Genomic DNA, 14,930 nt, shown 5'->3' with positions numbered 1-14,930 from the left:
CCGGCAGTGGACCGAATGGTGAGATCGGTGTTTCGGTCTCCGAGACAACCGGTAAGGTGAACGCATGGAGTCGAGCAACATCCGCCTGGCAGTCATCCCCGGTGACGGTATCGGCACCGAGGTCGTCGCCGAAGGCCTCAAGGTCCTCAACGCCGCGGGCGTCAAGTCCGAGACCACCGAATACGATCTCGGCGCCAGGCGTTACCACGCCTCCGGTGAGACGCTTCCCGACGAGGTGCTCGACGAGCTGCGCGGCTACGACGCGATCCTGCTGGGCGCGGTGGGCGACCCGAGTGTGCCGCCCGGCGTCCTGGAGCGCGAACTGCTGCTGCGCCTGCGCTTCGAGCTCGACCACTACGTGAACCTCCGCCCGGTCAAGCTGTTCCCCGGTGTGGCGACCCCGCTCGGGCAGGCGGGCCCCGAGGACATCGACATGGTCGTCGTCCGGGAGGGCACCGAGGGCCCGTACGCCGGGGCGGGCGGCGTCATGCGCCGCGGCACCCCGCATGAGATCGCCACCCAGGAGTCGCTGAACACGGCCTACGGCGTCGAGCGCGTCGTGCGCTACGCCTTCGAGAAGGCGCTGGCCCGGCCGCGCCGCAAGCTGACCCTCGTGCACAAGACCAACGTGCTGACCTACGCGGGCGACCTGTGGGCCCGCACCGTCGACCGGCTGAGCCTGGAGTTCCCGGAGGTCGAGACCGACTACTGCCACGTCGACGCGGCCTCGATGTTCTTCGTCAGCCAGCCGCAGCGCTTCGACGTCATCGTCACCGACAACCTGTTCGGCGACATCCTGACCGACATCGGTGCGGCGGTGGCGGGCGGCATCGGCCTCGCGGCCAGCGGAAACGTCAACCCGGCCCGCACGGCGCCGTCCATGTTCGAGCCCGTCCACGGCAGCGCCCCCGACATCGCCGGCCAGGGCAAGGCCGACCCGACCGCCACGATCCTGTCGGTCGCCATGCTCCTCGACCATCTCGGCCACGCCGGGACCGCGGCCCGCGTCGAGCAGGCCGTGGCCGACGACCTGGTGGAGCGCCAGAGCGCCTGGACCGCCCGGTCCACCCGTGAGATCGGCGACGACATCGCCGCCCGAGTAGCCGGCTGATCCCGGCCGCTCATCCAGACGACGCGCATGGCGGCCCGGTATGGGCCGCCATGCGCTTTTTCATACCTGTCGAATGCCCTAGTTTTCCCTTAGCCGACTCGTCGCACAATGACTACGACGACGAAGAGAGAAGGACCTCGCCATGACCACCCATCTCAGGTTCGACGTGCAGCACAACCCCCAGGCCCGCGGTGCGGCCGAGCGTGAGCGGATGCTGGCGAGCCCCGGCTTCGGCCAGGTCTTCACCGACCACATGGTCTCCATCGACTACACCGAAGGGGAGGGCTGGCACGACGCGAGGCTCCAGCCGTACGGCCCGCTGGTGCTCGATCCCGCCACCGCGGTGTTCCACTACGCCCAGGAGCTGTTCGAGGGGCTCAAGGCCTACCGGCAGTCGAACGGGTCGATCGTCGCCTTCCGGCCGTACGCGAACGCGGCGAGGTTCAACCAGTCCGCGGCCCGGATGGCGATGCCCGCGCTTCCGGAGGAGACGTTCGTCGAGTCGCTCGAACTCCTCGTCCAGACCGACCGCGACTGGGTGCCGACGGCCGAGGGCCACAGCCTCTACCTACGCCCCTTCATGATCGCCACGCAGACCGCGCTGGGGGTGAACCACCCCTCGCAGAAGTACAAGTTCCTGGTCATCGCCTCGCCCGCCGCGTCGTACTTCACCGGCGGCCTGAAGCCGGTGTCGGTCTGGCTGTCCACCGAGTACACCCGGGCGGCGCCCGGCGGCACCGGGTTCGCCAAGTGCGGCGGCAACTACGCGGCGGCCTTCGTGGCCCAGCGGCAGGCCGTCGAGGAGGGCTGCGACCAGGTGGTCTGGCTCGACGCCTTCGAGCACCGGTGGGTCGAGGAGATGGGCGGGATGAACCTGTTCTTCGTCTTCGGCGACCGCCTCGTCACCCCGTCGCTCACCGGGACCCTGCTGCCGGGCATCACCCGTGACTCGATCCTGAGCCTCGCCGGCGAGCTGGGCTACACGGTCGAGGAGGGCAAGATCTCGATCGAGGACTGGCAGGCGGGCTGCGAGTCGGGCGAGCTCACCGAGGTCTTCGCCTGCGGCACCGCGGCGGTCGTGACCCCCGTCGGCTCGGTGAAGGGCACCGACCGGAGCTGGACCGTGGGCGACGGCACCCCCGGCCCCGTCACGATGCGGATCCGCGAGGAACTCGTCGGCATCCAGTACGGCGCCCGCCCCGACACCCACCACTGGGTGCACAAGATCTGCTGACCTGGGTCGCGGCGGCCCGCGCCGCCGGACTCACACTCAGCCGGGGCAGGTCGTGCCCCCTCCGAGGAGGGACAGCGACAGCAGCCCGCCGAGCAGGCCGGCTCCGCCCCTGCCGTCGTCACCCAGCAGGGGCCGGGGGGCCGGGCACGGCGCCGGCGTCGCCGGAACGGTGGGAGAGGTCGGAAGGGGCGCCGGCGCGGGTGCCGGGGTCATCGTGACCGTGACGGTGACCGTGGGCACCGGAGCCGGTCTGGCCGCGGGCGTCGCTCGCGGCGAGGGGGCGGCACTCACGGTCACGCGGGGGCCGGCGACGGTGACGTGCTGGGTGATGTTGCAGACCCGGGCGCGCCGGCACAGCGCGTTCTGCACGTTCGAGGAGCCGCCGGAGGTGTTCGCCGAGGTGTGCTGGTAGCCGTGGTTGCGGGTGGAACCGCCCGTGACCGACCTGTTCCCCTGGGCGTTGCCCGGCTGCTCCCCACCGGGGGCCCGGACGACGTTCCGCTCGGCGCGGCCGTGCCCGTTGTCGGCGGCGGCGCCCATCGGAGCGACGCCGGTGATGAAGGCGGCCGAGGCCGAGGCGCCGGCGACGAGGAGACCGGCGACCCTGCCTGTGAGAAAAGCCCCGCCGCGCCGGTGAGTCATTCGTCGCCCCCTGCTTCTTCCTGTGCGTCACGCTTTCCGGGCATGACGTTCTCCCGCGAACGAGCCGGGTGGTCGGCCCGCGAACAAGAACCGCTTCGCGAGCGTACTCGCCGAAGGAACGCCGATCATGAGTCCGGCGCCTTCATGGCGGGTTATTACTCCGCCATTGCCCTGGCGCGTACGGCCGCGCGCCGAGGGTTGCCACAGCAGGGGTGACCTGGGCGTTCGCCTACTCTGGAAAGGGGAGGCGGGAGGAAGGGCGCCGCGGTGATGAAGCCGACGATCGACTACGAGGCGGTGTTCAGGGCGGGCCAGGCCCCCTGGCTGATCCTCAGTCCCGATCTCGTCATCAGCGCCGCCAACGACGCGTACCTGAAGGTGCTCGGCCGTACGGAGGAGGACCTGCTGGGCAGGCCTCTGTTCGCGGCCTTCCCACCCAACCCCGGGGCGCCCCCGGACGCCGGGGCGCAGGGGGCGGACAGCCTGCGCGCCTCGCTGGAGCAGGTGCTCACCACGCGGCGGCGCGACTTCATGCCACTGCAGCGGTACGACGTCGAGGCGCCCGGCAGGCCGGGAGTGTTCGAGGAGCGCTACTGGAGCACGGTCAACACACCCGTGCTCGGCCCGCACGGCGAGGTGCTGTGGATCATCCTCAGCACCGAGGAGGTCACCGATCTCGTCGAGACGCTTCGGCGGCAGCCGCCGGCGGACGCCGAAGGGGGCAGGGCCGGCGAGGGCGGTCCCCCGACCAGGGACGTGGACGCCTTCGCCCGTGGGTTGCAGGCGCTCAACGAGGAACTCAGGCAGGCGCACAGGGAGCAGAGCGAAACGACCTCCGCGCTGCGCGAGGCGATCGAGCGGCAGCGGCGGCTGGTCTTCGAAGCCTCGCACGACCTCCGCAACCCCATCACCGGCCTGATGATCGAGCTGGAGTGCGCGCTTTCCGAACCCGGCATCGACCTGCAGCGGATTCTGCGGAAGTCCCTGTGCGACGCCGAACGGCTCAACGACATCGTGGCCGACCTGCTCGACCTCGCGCGGCTGGACGCCGAGTCCGGCGAGCCTCCCGCCCAGACGGTCGACCTCGCCGAACTCGTCGCCGACGAGCTGGACCGCCACGCTCCGGCCGCCACGGTCGCCGTCCACACCCGCCTCGCCCCTGACGTACCGGTGCGGGCCTCGCGGATCCGGCTGGCCCGCCTGCTGGGCAACCTGATGGCCAACGCCGAACGGCACGCCCGCACGAAGATCGAGATCCTCGTGTGCGCCGATCCGCCCGACGCGGTCCTGGAGGTCGTCGACGACGGTCCCGGAATCCCTCCGGCGGACCGCGAGCGGATCTTCGAGCGCATGTACCGCGGGAAGGGCGCCAGGGAACGGGACCCCGGCGGCTCGGGGCTCGGCCTGACCATCGCGCGGTCGATCGCCGAGAAGTACGGCGGCACCGTGTACGTCGCCGACAGCCCCGTCGGCGCCAGGCTCGTCATGCGGCTGCCCCTCGCGTCGTAGAGGCGGGCCGGTCAGGCGGAGCGCCAGGGGGTCCGCGGGCGGTGGACGCGGTTCCGCGTTCCGATCAGCGGGTGCCGCCGGCGTGCTTCCGGATGAGGGTGAGCCCGTCGGCGACGGGCAGCAGCACGCTGGTGACCCTCTCGTCACGCGCCACCAGGGCGTTGAACTCCCGCATCGCCGGGACGTTGCCGCCCGCGGCGGGGTCGGTGATCGCACCGTGCTGGAGCGTGTTGTCCACCGCGATCAGGCCGCCGGGCCGCAGCCGGGTCAGGACCTCCTCGTAGTAGACGGGATAACCCGCCTTGTCGGCGTCGATGAAGGCGAAGTCGATGTGCTCGTCCGTGGGCATCGCCCGCAGCGTGTCGGCGGCCGGGCCGAGGCGCAGCTCGACGCGGCCGTCGAGCCCCTCCTTCGCCCAGTAACGCCGGGCCACGGAGGTCCACTCCTCGCTCACGTCGCAGGCGATCAACCGGCCGTCGGCGGGCAGCCCTCTGGCGATGCAGATGGAGGAGTACCCGGTGAAGGTCCCCACCTCGACGGCAAGCCGGGCACCGCTGAGCTGGACGAGCAGGGTGAGCAGGGTGCCCTGCTCCGGGGCGATCTGCATGGTGCTGCGGTCGCCCATCAGCCGGCGGGTCTCCTCCGCCAGTTCGGCGAGCAGGGCGTCGGGCGGGGTGGTGTAGGCGGCGGCGTACTCGGCGACGGCGGGCGTGATGAATTCGGCGGCCTTCATGGTGATCACTCTAGGCCGTGACCCGCTGAGCTGGCCGGACACTCGCGCACATCTCGTAGGATGAGATCGATGTGCCAGAGGGTGACCGGCTGTGGCAAACTGCTGAGCACCATGAACAACGGTCTGCTCATTATCGGCAGGCGCGCCGGCTGAAGGACATCGCCGGCGCGCAGACCTCTCACGTCCGTGAGGGGTCTTTTTGTTTGGGCCCCGCACCGGTGAACAGGTCGGCGAAGACAGTTCCGTGAACACAGGCCAACGAACCCAGGCCAACGAATAGGCCGACGAACACAGCCCGGTGAACATAGCGCGCGGCGAGACACGCGACCCCGCGAAGGAGACACAGAGATGGCCGACGACCGCTTCCACGTGTACGACACGACGCTCCGCGACGGGGCCCAGCAGGAGGGGCTCAACCTGAGCGTCGCCGACAAGCTGGCCATCGCGCGGCACCTGGACGGCCTCGGAGTCGGCTTCATCGAGGGCGGCTGGCCGGGCGCCAACCCCAAGGACACCGAGTTCTTCCGGCGGGCTCAGACCGAGCTCGACCTGAAGCACGCGCAGCTCGCCGCTTTCGGCGCGACCCGCCGGGCGGGCCTGAAGGCCGCCGACGACCCTCTGGTGGCCGCGCTGCGCGAATCCGGCGCGCCGGTCGTGACGCTTGTCGCCAAGAGTCACGACCGGCACGTCGAACTGGCCCTGCGGACCACGCTGGAGGAGAACCTCGCGATGGTCCGCGACACGGTCTCCCACCTGGTCACGGAGGGCCAGCGGGTCTTCCTCGACGCCGAGCACTTCTTCGACGGCTACCGGTCGAATCCCGCGTACGCGCTGGAGGTGCTGCGCACGGCGGCGGAGGCGGGGGCCTCGGTGATCGCGCTGTGCGACACCAACGGCGGCATGCTCCCCGACGAGCTGGCCGACGTGGTGCACGACGCGGTCGGCACGGGGGCCCGCGTCGGCATCCACTGCCACGACGACACGGGCTGCGCGGTCGCCAACACCCTCGCCGCGGTCAGGGCCGGCGCCACCCACGTGCAGGGCTGCGCCAACGGGTACGGCGAGCGCTCCGGCAACGCCAACCTGTTCACCGTGGTCGCGAACCTCCAGCTCAAGCGGGGTTTCGACCTGGTGCCGCCGCAGTCGCTCCGCGACATGACCCGCATCGCGCACGCGATCACCGAGGTCACCAACGTCACGCCCAACTCCCATCAGCCGTACGTCGGCATGTCGGCCTTCGCGCACAAGGCGGGCCTGCACGCCTCCGCGATCAAGGTGGACCCGAACCTCTACCAGCACATCGACCCCGCCCAGGTCGGCAACGACATGCGCATGCTCGTCTCCGACATGGCCGGCCGGGCCTCGGTCGAGCTCAAGGGCCGCGAGCTGGGTTACGAGCTCAGCGGCGACCAGTCGCGGTGGCTGGTCGAGCGGGTGAAGGAGCTGGAGGCCAAGGGGCACACGTTCGACGCCGCCGACGCGTCCTTCGAGCTGCTGCTGCGCGACATGGTCGAGGGCGGGAACCGGCGCCACTTCACGGTCGAGTCGTGGCGGGTCATCGTCGAGCGCCGGCCGGGCGGCGACGTGGTCAGCGAGGCGACGGTGAAGCTGCACGCCAAGGGGGAGCGGATCGTCGCGACCGGCGAGGGCAACGGCCCGGTGAACGCGCTCGACCGCGCGGTGCGACTCGGCCTGGAGAAGCTGTACCCTGAGCTGGCCGAGGTCGAGCTGATCGACTTCAAGGTGCGGATCCTCGAAGGCACCCACGGCACGGACGCGGTGACGCGGGTGCTGATCACCTCCAGCGACGCGACCGGCGAGTGGGCCACGGTCGGTGTCGCGGAGAACGTCATCGAGGCGTCCTGGCAGGCGCTGGAGCAGGCGGTGACCTATGGTCTGCTGCGGGCCGGCCACAGCGCCTGATCCCGCGGCGCCCGACGGGCCGGGATGACCGGATTGCGACCGGATGCTCACGAGACGTGAGAGAACGTCTGTGGTTTTAGTGACATTTGGTCTACTTAGTGCTTAGATAGGCGAAGCTCCTGAGGCGGTCTTCGCCATGACGGCGATCCCGGCCACGGTTCCAGCCTCAGCGTCCATGCTCTGGCTCAACGGAGGGTGACGGCAAGAAGCATCTGCGCACCGAACCCCGTGCTGTCGCGACCTGCCCGGCTTCTGATCGTCCCCCCGGGAGCGGCCGGTGTCGCGAGAGCCGAGCCACGTCCATCACCATGACCAGCCACGTGACTGCTTTGGTTCGAACACTTTTCGGGCATCAGTCATCCCCTCGCTGGCACACCCGGAATGGGAGGGTCTTGTGATCACCTCGCCGTCTTACTACGACCAGATCGGTGGCGCGCCGGTCGTGCGCGACGTCGTCGACGCCTTCTACGTGCGCGTGCTCGCCGACGACGACCTGAAGCCGTACTTCGCCGGCATCGACATGCCCAGGCTGAAGCGGCACATGGTCGTGCTGCTGTGCTCCGTCCTCGGCGGCCCGGAGCCGTACGAGGGCCGTGACCTCGGAGAGGCGCACGCCGGCATGGGCGTCACGTCCGAGCACTACGACAAGGTCGGCGAGCACCTGTTCGCCGTCCTGGAGGCGGGCGGCGTCGGCGAGGACATCCTGCGTGACGTCGGCCTGGTGCTGGGCAAGGTGAAGCCGTCCATCGTGGCCGGCCCCTCGGATACGACGGCGGAAACGGCCGGCTGAGTGGACACGCAGGCTCTCAAGGACAGCTGGCACCTCGTCTCCCGTTCGGGTGACCAGGTGCCGCTGTACTTCTACTCCGTTCTTTTCCTGATGAATCCGGACGTGCGGGACATGTTCCCCGTGTCCATGGCGCGTCAGCGCGACCGGCTCGTGGGCGCGCTCGGGCACGTCGTCAGCAACGTCGACCAGGTGGAGGACGTCGTCCCGTTCCTCCAGCAGCTCGGCCGCGACCACCGCAAGTTCGCGGTGACCGCCGCGCACTACCCCGCCGTCGGCCAGGCCCTGCTCGCCACGCTCGAACACTTCCTCGGCGACCGGTGGACCCCCGCTCTCGCGCACGACTGGACGCAGGCCTACAACCTGGTCGCCCAGGTGATGGTCGAGGCGTCCAACGAGGCCGCGAAGGTGTCCCCGCCGTGGTGGGAGGCCGAGATCATCGGCCAGGAGAACCGCACGCTCGACATCGCCGTCATCCGGGCGCGGCTGAACTACCAGTACCCCTTCCGCCCGGGACAGTCGGCGTCGATCTCCTACTCCATGCGGCCGCGCATCTGGCGGTTCTACTCGTTCGCCAACGCCCCGCGCCAGGACAACACCATCGACCTGCACGTACGCATGGTCGACGGCGGCGCGCTCAGCTCCGCACTGGTGATGGGCGCGCGCCGCGGCGACGTCCTGCGCGTCGGCGCGGCCGTGGGCGAACGGCTGACGCTCGCCCCGGAGGTCCAGGGCGACCTGCTCATGATCGCGGGCGGCACCGGCCTCGCGCCGCTCAAGGCCCTGGTGGAGCAGATCGCCTTCGAGGGCCCGTCGCGCAGGGTGGACCTCGTCGTCGGCGCCCGTACGTCGAGGGACTTGTACGACCTGGAGGCGCTGGGCAAGATGGCGGCCGAGCACCCCTGGCTCAACGTCGTCCCGGTCGTCTCCCACGACCCGTTCTACCGGGGCACCCGCGGATACGCCGTGGACGTCGCGTTACAGGGATGGCGTGGCCAGCACGTCTTCGTCTGCGGCTCGGAGGAGATGGTGCAGGCCACGAACGGACGGCTGCTGGACGCCGGCGTGCCGTCCGAGCAGATCCACTTCGACGAGTTCACGAGCGACAGAGGTCGGGAGTCATGACGGCGGAGATGCCTTGGGGAAGCCCGGCGGGTGAGCGCCAGCCCCTCACCCCGGATCGGGTACGCAAGCACGAGTTCACGCGCACCCCCCTTGGGCGCCGTGGCTACAGCGAGGACGAGGTCCGGGCGTTCCTGTACCGGGTCGCGGACGACATGGCCGCCAGCGACAAGGAGAAGGCGGACCTGCGGGCGTACATCGACCGCATGAAGCAGTGGTACAAGGAGCACGGCCTCAACCCCGAGCAGGCCACCGGGCCGCAGACCCCGAGCGTCGACGCGATCAACATCCTCTCCCGCGCGCAGCAGACCGCCGACGCCCAGATCGCCGAGGCGGAGGACTACGCCCGGCGGATCGTCGGCCAGGCCCGCCAGCAGTACGAGGAGATGCTGACGGAGGCGCAGCGCCAGGCGGAGGAGGCGGCCAACCAGGCGGTCGGCGCCTACCGCGCGGGCGACGGGGTCCAGAGTGCCGAGGCAGAGGAGCTGGAGCGCCGGATCGCCTACCTGCGTACGTTCGCCGACGTCACGCAGGTGCAGTTGCGCGCGGTCCTGGAGGGGCTCGCCAACGAGGTCGGCAAGCTCGGCCACGTGCCGGACAAGGCCAAGCAGGTCGCGGCCGGCTCCCCTTCGGTCTACGGGTAGCCGCCCGCCGGCCCCCAGGGGGAGGGCTACGACAGCGTGCCGGACGAACTCGTGCGCAGCGTGACCGGACCGGCCGGAGTGTGCACGATCAGCGTGCGTCCCGAGCAGGTGACATCCGGCCGGTCGGTCCCGGGCACCACCACGGTCAGCAGCGAGCGGGCCACGGGCGAGACGATCACGCCGGCGGGCTCCTTGCGCATGTATCCCGGCGAGATCCAGCCCTGGTAGGGCGAGGTCCGCCCGCGCACCACCCGCTGGCCTCCGACCGGCCGGCACGACGGCATCGCGAGCTGGACGATCGACGCCTTCCACCCGCCGTCGGCGACCACCACCCGGCCGCCCGCGTTCGACACGACCTTCAGGTCCGGGGCGAGGTGCCACAGGTTGCGCAGCTTGCCGCCGCCGCCGTCGAGCACCGCCATCACGTCCTGGTGATGGCTGACCAGCACCGACCGCGTGCGCGCCACGCCGTACGCCCGGTCGGTGAACGTGAACGACTGCCGTTCCTTGTCCAGCGACCGGCGCACGAGCTTGGTGGGGGTGTGCCCCCGGAACCTCCGGCCCACGAGGACCGGCACGTTGTGGGCCTCCGGGCTCAGCGTCCACCGCCGGTACGGCGTGTTCTCGTAGGAGTGGAAGCCCGCCTCCGTGAGGATCGAGCGGCCCTGGGCGTAGTAGGTGACGCCCATGTGGTCCTCGTGGCCGTGGAACTTCAGCGCCGGGCCGAACCGGATCGAGTAGTAGGCCGACTGCGGGTCGGCCCAGGCCGTACGGCCGAAGACGTATCCCGCGTCGAAGACCTGCACGGTGGCGTCGGCGTGGTCGAACGCGGCGGGCTGGACGTCCGCGGGCCCGTCGCCGATCGGCACCATGTAGCCGTTCGGCTGGGTCGCGGCGCTGATGTGCCGGGGCAGGCTCTCCCAGCGGCTCGCCAGCGCCGCGGGCACCTTCATCCCGCAGTCCTTGATCGTGTCGACCGCCACCCTGAGCCGGTCGTGCACGTAGATCGCGTAGCGCGGCGCCTGCTCGCGCAGGGCGCCCTGCCCGTCGATGTCGAGCGTCATCGACTTGACCATCCGGCGTACGGCGAGGTTCTTCCACGCCGGGTTGCCGTAGCGGCAGCCGATGCGCAGCAGGCCGATGTCCTGGTCGAGCCCGTGGTTGTGGCCGAGTTCGTAGTGCTTGGGGTCCGCCAGCAGCTTCGCGTGCAGGGCGAGGCTCGACGTGAGCCAGCGCTCCTTCACGTACCTGCTCAGGCACACCAGGGCCGGGGCGCGCAGCGCGATGGGATGCTCGGCCCAGGCGTACCTGGCGGTCGTCCGGCCGCCGTACGGGTTGTCCGCGACCCAGTCCCTGGCGATCTCGACGGCCCGGTCGAGGTAGTCGGTCTTGCCCGTCGACTCGTAGTCGGCCACGAGCCGGCCCATCCACCGCAGCGACTGGAACACCATCTGCCAGGACCGGTTCCGGTACGGGTCCAGGCGCCAGTTGACGTCCTTGCCCACGGTGACGGCGGGGAGAGCGAGGAAGGACAGCCTGCCGTTCATGATGTCGGGGGAGGTGGGGGTGGCGGGCAGCCAGTCCCCCTGGCACTCCGGCGTGCGCTGCGGCGTCCGGGCCGCGGCGGGCACGGCCGTCGTGGCGGCGAGCGCGCTCAGGGGGAGCGCGGCCGACAGGAGGAGGGCGGTGAGGCGGCGGGGCACGCCGGTTCCTTCCGGGATTCAGGGCAGGGGTGCGCCATGCTGTCCGGTTTTTGATGATCTGGTCAAGCCGCTTTGATCACAACTACGCAACTGACCTCGGTCTTCGCCCTGCCGTCACCCGGTGATCGCCCCGCCGTACCTCCGTCGTCGCTCACCGTGGCGAACGCGCCCTGCCGTCCTTGGCCGGATCCTTGCGCGAAACGGCCGTCCGGCCGCTCGTGCGTCCCGGACGGGGTCTGCCAGCCTGGTCGCCATGCTCGCACCGTTCCCCGAGACTCCCGCCGCCGCGGCGGCGCTGGCCACGGCGACCAGGTTCTGCCCGCCCGCGCTGCTCAACCACTCGATCAGGTCCTACCTGTGGGGCGCCGGGTACGCTCGCGCGCACGGGATCGGCTTCGACGACGAGATGTACTACGTGTCGTCCCTGCTGCACGACGCCGGGCTGACCGAGACGTTCGACAGCCACCGCGTGCCGTTCGAGGAGGCGGGAGGACGTCTCGCCTGGGTCTTCGGCCTGGCGGCGGGATGGCCGGCGGAGCGGGCCGCGCGGGCCGAGGAGATCATCGTCCTGCACATGCGCGACGACGTCTCCGCGTCGGAGGACCCCGAGTCGCACCTCCTGCAGGTCGCCACGTCCTGGGACGTGTCCGGGCGGCGGCCCGGGGAGTTCCCGGGGGACGCCCGGGCCGCCGTGCTGAGCCGCTATCCCCGGCTCGGGTTCGGCGCGGAGTTCCTGGCCGCCTTCGAGGAGCAGGCGCGGCGCAAGCCGGGCTGCGCGGCGGCCCGCTCCGTCGACGGCGGCGTCGGCGCCCGGATCGCCGCCAACCCCCTGGACGCCGACCCCCTGGACGCCTGATCCCGCCGCCTGGCCGGCCGCCCGGTGCGACCGGGCGGCCCGGCCGGGTCAGCCCTCCTTGGGCCCGGCGCTCTCGACCACCTCGAAGGACCACAGCTCGGAGCCGGTCGCGGCGGGACCGCCGTGCCCGTGGCCGTGACCCTGCCCGTGCCCGTGTCCGTGGCCCTGGTTCTCCCCCTGTGCGGCGGCCTCGGCCGCGGCCCGCGCGTGTCCCGCCTGGAACGCCTGGCTCTCCTGCCAGCGCCGGAAGTCCTCCTCGCTGCGCCAGCGGGTGTAGACCAGGTAGCGGTCGCCGCCCTCGACCGGCCGCAGCAGCTCGAACCACTCGAACCCGTCGGCGGACTCCACCATCCCGGCCCGGCCCGCGAACCGCTGCTCCAGTTCGCGCCGCATCTCCTCGGGCACCGTCAGCACGTTGATCTTCACGACCGAAGGCACATCGACTCCCGTACGCTCGACTTCATCCGACAGCAGACCACCTTAAGCACGTCCATTGGGCGTACCCCACTAGGCTCGTGACGTGCGTATCGCGAGGTTCTCGATGGGCGACCAGGTCGCCTTCGGCGTGGTGGAAGAGGGCGAGCAGGTCATCGCCAGGATCGGCGGGCACCCCTTCCACGGGGTGGAGTTCACCGGTGAGCGGTTCCCGCTGGCCGAGGTCCGCCTGGTCGCCCCCATGTTGCCCAGCAAGATCATCGCAATCGGCAAGAACTACGCCGACCACGCCAGGGAGATGGGCGGCGAGCCCCCGGCCGAGCCGGTCGTGTTCCTCAAGCCCAACACGACCGTGATCGGGCCGTCGGAGGCGATCGCGTACCCGGGGAAGCTGTCGGAGCGGGTCGACTTCGAGGGCGAGCTCGCCGTGGTGATCGGCCGGCTCTGCCGCGACGTGCCGGCCGAGCGGGCCGGTGAGGTGATCTTCGGCTACACCTGTGCGAACGACGTGACCGCACGCGACCTGCAGGCCAGGGACGGCCAGTGGGCCAGGGCCAAGGGCTTCGACACGTTCTGCCCGCTCGGCCCCTGGATCGAGACCGAGCTCGACCCGGCCGACCTGGCGATCACGACCACGCTCAACGGCGAGGTCAGGCAGAGCGCCCGCACCTCCCTCCTGCTGCACGACATCCCCGCGCTCGTCGCGTACGTGAGCGCGGTCATGACCCTGCTGCCCGGCGACGTCATCCTGACCGGCACCCCCGCCGGGGTGGGCCCGATGTCCGTCGGCGACGAGGTCGGGGTCTCCATCGAAGGAATCGGAACTCTCACTAACCGGGTGATCTCACGTGACTAGGGTGCGCTTCGCCCCTTCGCCCACCGGCATGTTCCACGTCGGTGGCGCTCGTTCGGCGCTTTTCAACTGGGCGATCGCCGAGCGGTCCGGCGGCACGTTCGTGCTGCGCATCGAGGACACGGACGCCGCGCGCAACCGGCCGGAATGGACCGAGGGCATCATCTCGGCCCTCGCCTGGATCGGCATCAACGGCGACTCGCCCCGGTTCGAGGGGCCCTACTTCCAGTCGGCGTACGAGCAGCAGCACCGCGAGGCGGCCGCGAAGCTGCTCAAGGACGGCAAGGCCTACCACTGCACCTGCACGCGGGACGACGTGAAGGCCAGGACCGGCTCCGAGCACCAGGGCTACGACGGGCACTGCCGCGACCTCGGCCTGACCGAGGGCGCCGTGCGGTTCCGCACGCCCGACGAGGGCGTGACGGTCGTGGACGACAAGGTCCGTGGGCGGGTGGAGTTCCCGAACGCCGCAATGGAGGACTTCGTCATCGTCCGGGGGGACGGCTCGCCGCTGTTCATCCTCGCCAACGTGGTCGACGACATGGAGATGCGGATCGACCACGTGGTCCGCGCCGAGGAGCACCTGTCGAACACGCCCAAGCAGCAGTTGCTGTGGCGGGCGCTCGGCGCCGAGCCGCCGGTCTGGGCGCACGTGCCCGTGATCGTCAACGAGAAGCGGCAGAAGCTGTCCAAGCGGCGTGACAAGGTCGCCCTGGAGTCCTACCGCGACGAGGGCTACCTCGCCGAGGCGATGGTCAACTACCTGATGCTGCTCGGCTGGGGGCCGGGCGACGACCGCGAGATCATGCCGTGGTCGGAGATGATGCCGCTGTTCCGGCTGGAGGACGTGAACCAGGCCCCGGCGTTCTTCGACGAGAAGAAGCTGCGGGCCTTCAACGGCGAGTACATCCGGGCGCTGCCCCGCGAGGTGTTCGCCGCCCGCTGCGAGCCGTGGCTCGACCCGTCCTGGGACAGCGACGTGTTCGCCCGCGTGGCCGACCTGGTGCAGACCCGGGTCGCGGTGCTGTCGGAGGTCACCGCCAACGTCGACTTCCTGTTCCTGGACGAGCCCGTCTTCGACCAGCAGTCCTGGGACAAGGCGATGAAGCCGGGGGCGGACGCGATCCTCGCCGGGTACGCCGAGCGCCTGGAGACGGTGAGCTGGGACCCCGACTCGCTGAAGACCGCGCTGGAGGAGGTGGGCCTCGCCCACGGCCTCAAGCTCGGCAAGGCGCAGGCGCCGGTCCGGGTGGCGATCACCGGCCGGACCGTGGGCCTGCCGCTCTTCGAGTCGATCGAGGTGCTCGGCCGGGAGCGTTCGCTCGACCGCCTCCGCGCCGCCCTCACCCGCCTCCAGGGCGCGTCCTGATCCCCTGAG

The 14,930-nt window shown here is 70.8% G+C and carries 14 protein-coding genes; 10 read left to right on the top strand and 4 right to left on the bottom strand.

The genetic code is table 11. The features are described 5' to 3' along the window. Positions 1 to 64: 64 nt before the first annotated feature. Both HHX37_RS16430 and HHX37_RS16425 read left to right on the top strand, forming a co-directional pair. On the top strand, positions 65 to 1,111 hold the full coding sequence (locus HHX37_RS16430; RefSeq protein WP_182875369.1) for a 3-isopropylmalate dehydrogenase: 1,047 nt from the start codon (positions 65 to 67) through the stop codon (positions 1,109 to 1,111). 142 nt (positions 1,112 to 1,253) lie between these two features. Further along, positions 1,254 to 2,345 carry a branched-chain amino acid aminotransferase gene (locus HHX37_RS16425; protein WP_182875370.1) on the top strand — a complete coding sequence of 364 codons (1,092 nt, stop codon included), beginning with the start codon at positions 1,254 to 1,256 and terminating at the stop codon, positions 2,343 to 2,345. Between the two features lie 36 nt (positions 2,346 to 2,381). Here HHX37_RS16425 and HHX37_RS16420 read toward each other — a convergent pair whose 3' ends face one another. Then, entirely contained in the window at positions 2,382 to 2,987 is a 606-nt protein-coding gene (locus HHX37_RS16420; protein WP_182885929.1) for a hypothetical protein, read from the bottom strand. 270 nt (positions 2,988 to 3,257) lie between these two features. Between HHX37_RS16420 and HHX37_RS16415 the strand changes: the two genes are divergently transcribed. Then, complete coding sequence (locus tag HHX37_RS16415; RefSeq protein ID WP_182885928.1) at positions 3,258 to 4,496, top strand: PAS domain-containing sensor histidine kinase; 1,239 nt, start codon at positions 3,258 to 3,260, stop codon at positions 4,494 to 4,496. Positions 4,497 to 4,560: 64 nt separating this feature from the next. Here HHX37_RS16415 and HHX37_RS16410 read toward each other — a convergent pair whose 3' ends face one another. Further along, positions 4,561 to 5,229 carry an O-methyltransferase gene (locus tag HHX37_RS16410; RefSeq protein WP_182885927.1) on the bottom strand — a complete coding sequence of 223 codons (669 nt, stop codon included), beginning with the start codon at positions 5,227 to 5,229 and terminating at the stop codon, positions 4,561 to 4,563. Positions 5,230 to 5,577: 348 nt separating this feature from the next. Between HHX37_RS16410 and cimA the strand changes: the two genes are divergently transcribed. From cimA to HHX37_RS16390, 4 genes are all read left to right on the top strand, one after another. After that, positions 5,578 to 7,152, top strand: coding sequence for a citramalate synthase (gene cimA, locus HHX37_RS16405; RefSeq protein WP_111698112.1), 1,575 nt, complete (start codon positions 5,578 to 5,580; stop codon positions 7,150 to 7,152). A gap of 394 nt (positions 7,153 to 7,546) precedes the next feature. Next, on the top strand, positions 7,547 to 7,942 hold the full coding sequence (locus tag HHX37_RS16400; protein WP_182881368.1) for a group I truncated hemoglobin: 396 nt from the start codon (positions 7,547 to 7,549) through the stop codon (positions 7,940 to 7,942). Further along, positions 7,943 to 9,064: a globin domain-containing protein gene (locus HHX37_RS16395; protein ID WP_111698114.1), complete on the top strand. Its 1,122-nt coding sequence runs from the start codon at positions 7,943 to 7,945 to the stop codon at positions 9,062 to 9,064. It abuts the gene before it with no gap. Continuing rightward, positions 9,061 to 9,705, top strand: a complete 645-nt coding sequence (locus tag HHX37_RS16390; protein WP_310738145.1) for a DivIVA domain-containing protein — start codon at positions 9,061 to 9,063, stop codon at positions 9,703 to 9,705. The genes HHX37_RS16395 and HHX37_RS16390 overlap by 4 nt, the downstream gene beginning before the upstream one ends. A gap of 26 nt (positions 9,706 to 9,731) precedes the next feature. Here the strand turns inward: HHX37_RS16390 and HHX37_RS16385 are convergent, their stop codons facing one another. After that, the gene (locus tag HHX37_RS16385) at positions 9,732 to 11,408 is read right to left on the bottom strand and encodes a heparinase II/III domain-containing protein (RefSeq protein ID WP_138463131.1); all 1,677 of its coding nucleotides are present in this window, start codon (positions 11,406 to 11,408) and stop codon (positions 9,732 to 9,734) included. 253 nt (positions 11,409 to 11,661) lie between these two features. Here HHX37_RS16385 and HHX37_RS16380 point away from each other — a divergent pair, with 253 nt between their 5' ends. Continuing rightward, positions 11,662 to 12,264 carry a cyanamide hydratase gene (locus HHX37_RS16380; RefSeq protein WP_182885926.1) on the top strand — a complete coding sequence of 201 codons (603 nt, stop codon included), beginning with the start codon at positions 11,662 to 11,664 and terminating at the stop codon, positions 12,262 to 12,264. Positions 12,265 to 12,312: 48 nt separating this feature from the next. Here HHX37_RS16380 and HHX37_RS16375 read toward each other — a convergent pair whose 3' ends face one another. Continuing rightward, positions 12,313 to 12,702, bottom strand: a complete 390-nt coding sequence (locus tag HHX37_RS16375) for an antibiotic biosynthesis monooxygenase (RefSeq protein WP_310738146.1) — start codon at positions 12,700 to 12,702, stop codon at positions 12,313 to 12,315. A gap of 82 nt (positions 12,703 to 12,784) precedes the next feature. Here HHX37_RS16375 and HHX37_RS16370 point away from each other — a divergent pair, with 82 nt between their 5' ends. Together HHX37_RS16370 and gltX are read left to right on the top strand one after the other, a co-directional pair. Further along, a complete protein-coding gene (locus tag HHX37_RS16370) occupies positions 12,785 to 13,555 on the top strand; it encodes a fumarylacetoacetate hydrolase family protein (protein WP_182875380.1) in 771 nt (256 codons plus the stop codon). Further along, positions 13,548 to 14,921 (top strand): glutamate--tRNA ligase, encoded by a 1,374-nt coding sequence (gene gltX, locus HHX37_RS16365; protein ID WP_182881370.1) that lies wholly within the window; start codon positions 13,548 to 13,550, stop codon positions 14,919 to 14,921. Before HHX37_RS16370 ends, gltX begins: the two co-directional genes overlap by 8 nt. Positions 14,922 to 14,930: the final 9 nt, after the last annotated feature.

Source organism: Microbispora sp. H10885, from assembly GCF_014161415.1.
Classification (GTDB): domain Bacteria; phylum Actinomycetota; class Actinomycetes; order Streptosporangiales; family Streptosporangiaceae; genus Microbispora; species Microbispora triticiradicis.
Note: the sequence above shows the minus strand (reverse complement) of the source record. Positions and strands in the feature narration are given on the sequence as shown.

What these genes read in the sequence shown, in the direction of transcription:
- cimA (WP_111698112.1), top strand. Translation starts at nt 5,578, where the DNA reads ATGGCCGACGACCGCTTCCACGTGTACGACACGACGCTCCGCGACGGG.
- HHX37_RS16415 (WP_182885928.1), top strand. Translation starts at nt 3,258, where the DNA reads ATGAAGCCGACGATCGACTACGAGGCGGTGTTCAGGGCGGGCCAGGCC.
- HHX37_RS16390 (WP_310738145.1), top strand. Translation starts at nt 9,061, where the DNA reads ATGACGGCGGAGATGCCTTGGGGAAGCCCGGCGGGTGAGCGCCAGCCC.
- HHX37_RS16380 (WP_182885926.1), top strand. Translation starts at nt 11,662, where the DNA reads ATGCTCGCACCGTTCCCCGAGACTCCCGCCGCCGCGGCGGCGCTGGCC.
- HHX37_RS16430 (WP_182875369.1), top strand. Translation starts at nt 65, where the DNA reads ATGGAGTCGAGCAACATCCGCCTGGCAGTCATCCCCGGTGACGGTATC.
- HHX37_RS16420 (WP_182885929.1), bottom strand. Translation starts at nt 2,987, where the DNA reads ATGACTCACCGGCGCGGCGGGGCTTTTCTCACAGGCAGGGTCGCCGGT.
- HHX37_RS16425 (WP_182875370.1), top strand. Translation starts at nt 1,254, where the DNA reads ATGACCACCCATCTCAGGTTCGACGTGCAGCACAACCCCCAGGCCCGC.
- HHX37_RS16410 (WP_182885927.1), bottom strand. Translation starts at nt 5,229, where the DNA reads ATGAAGGCCGCCGAATTCATCACGCCCGCCGTCGCCGAGTACGCCGCC.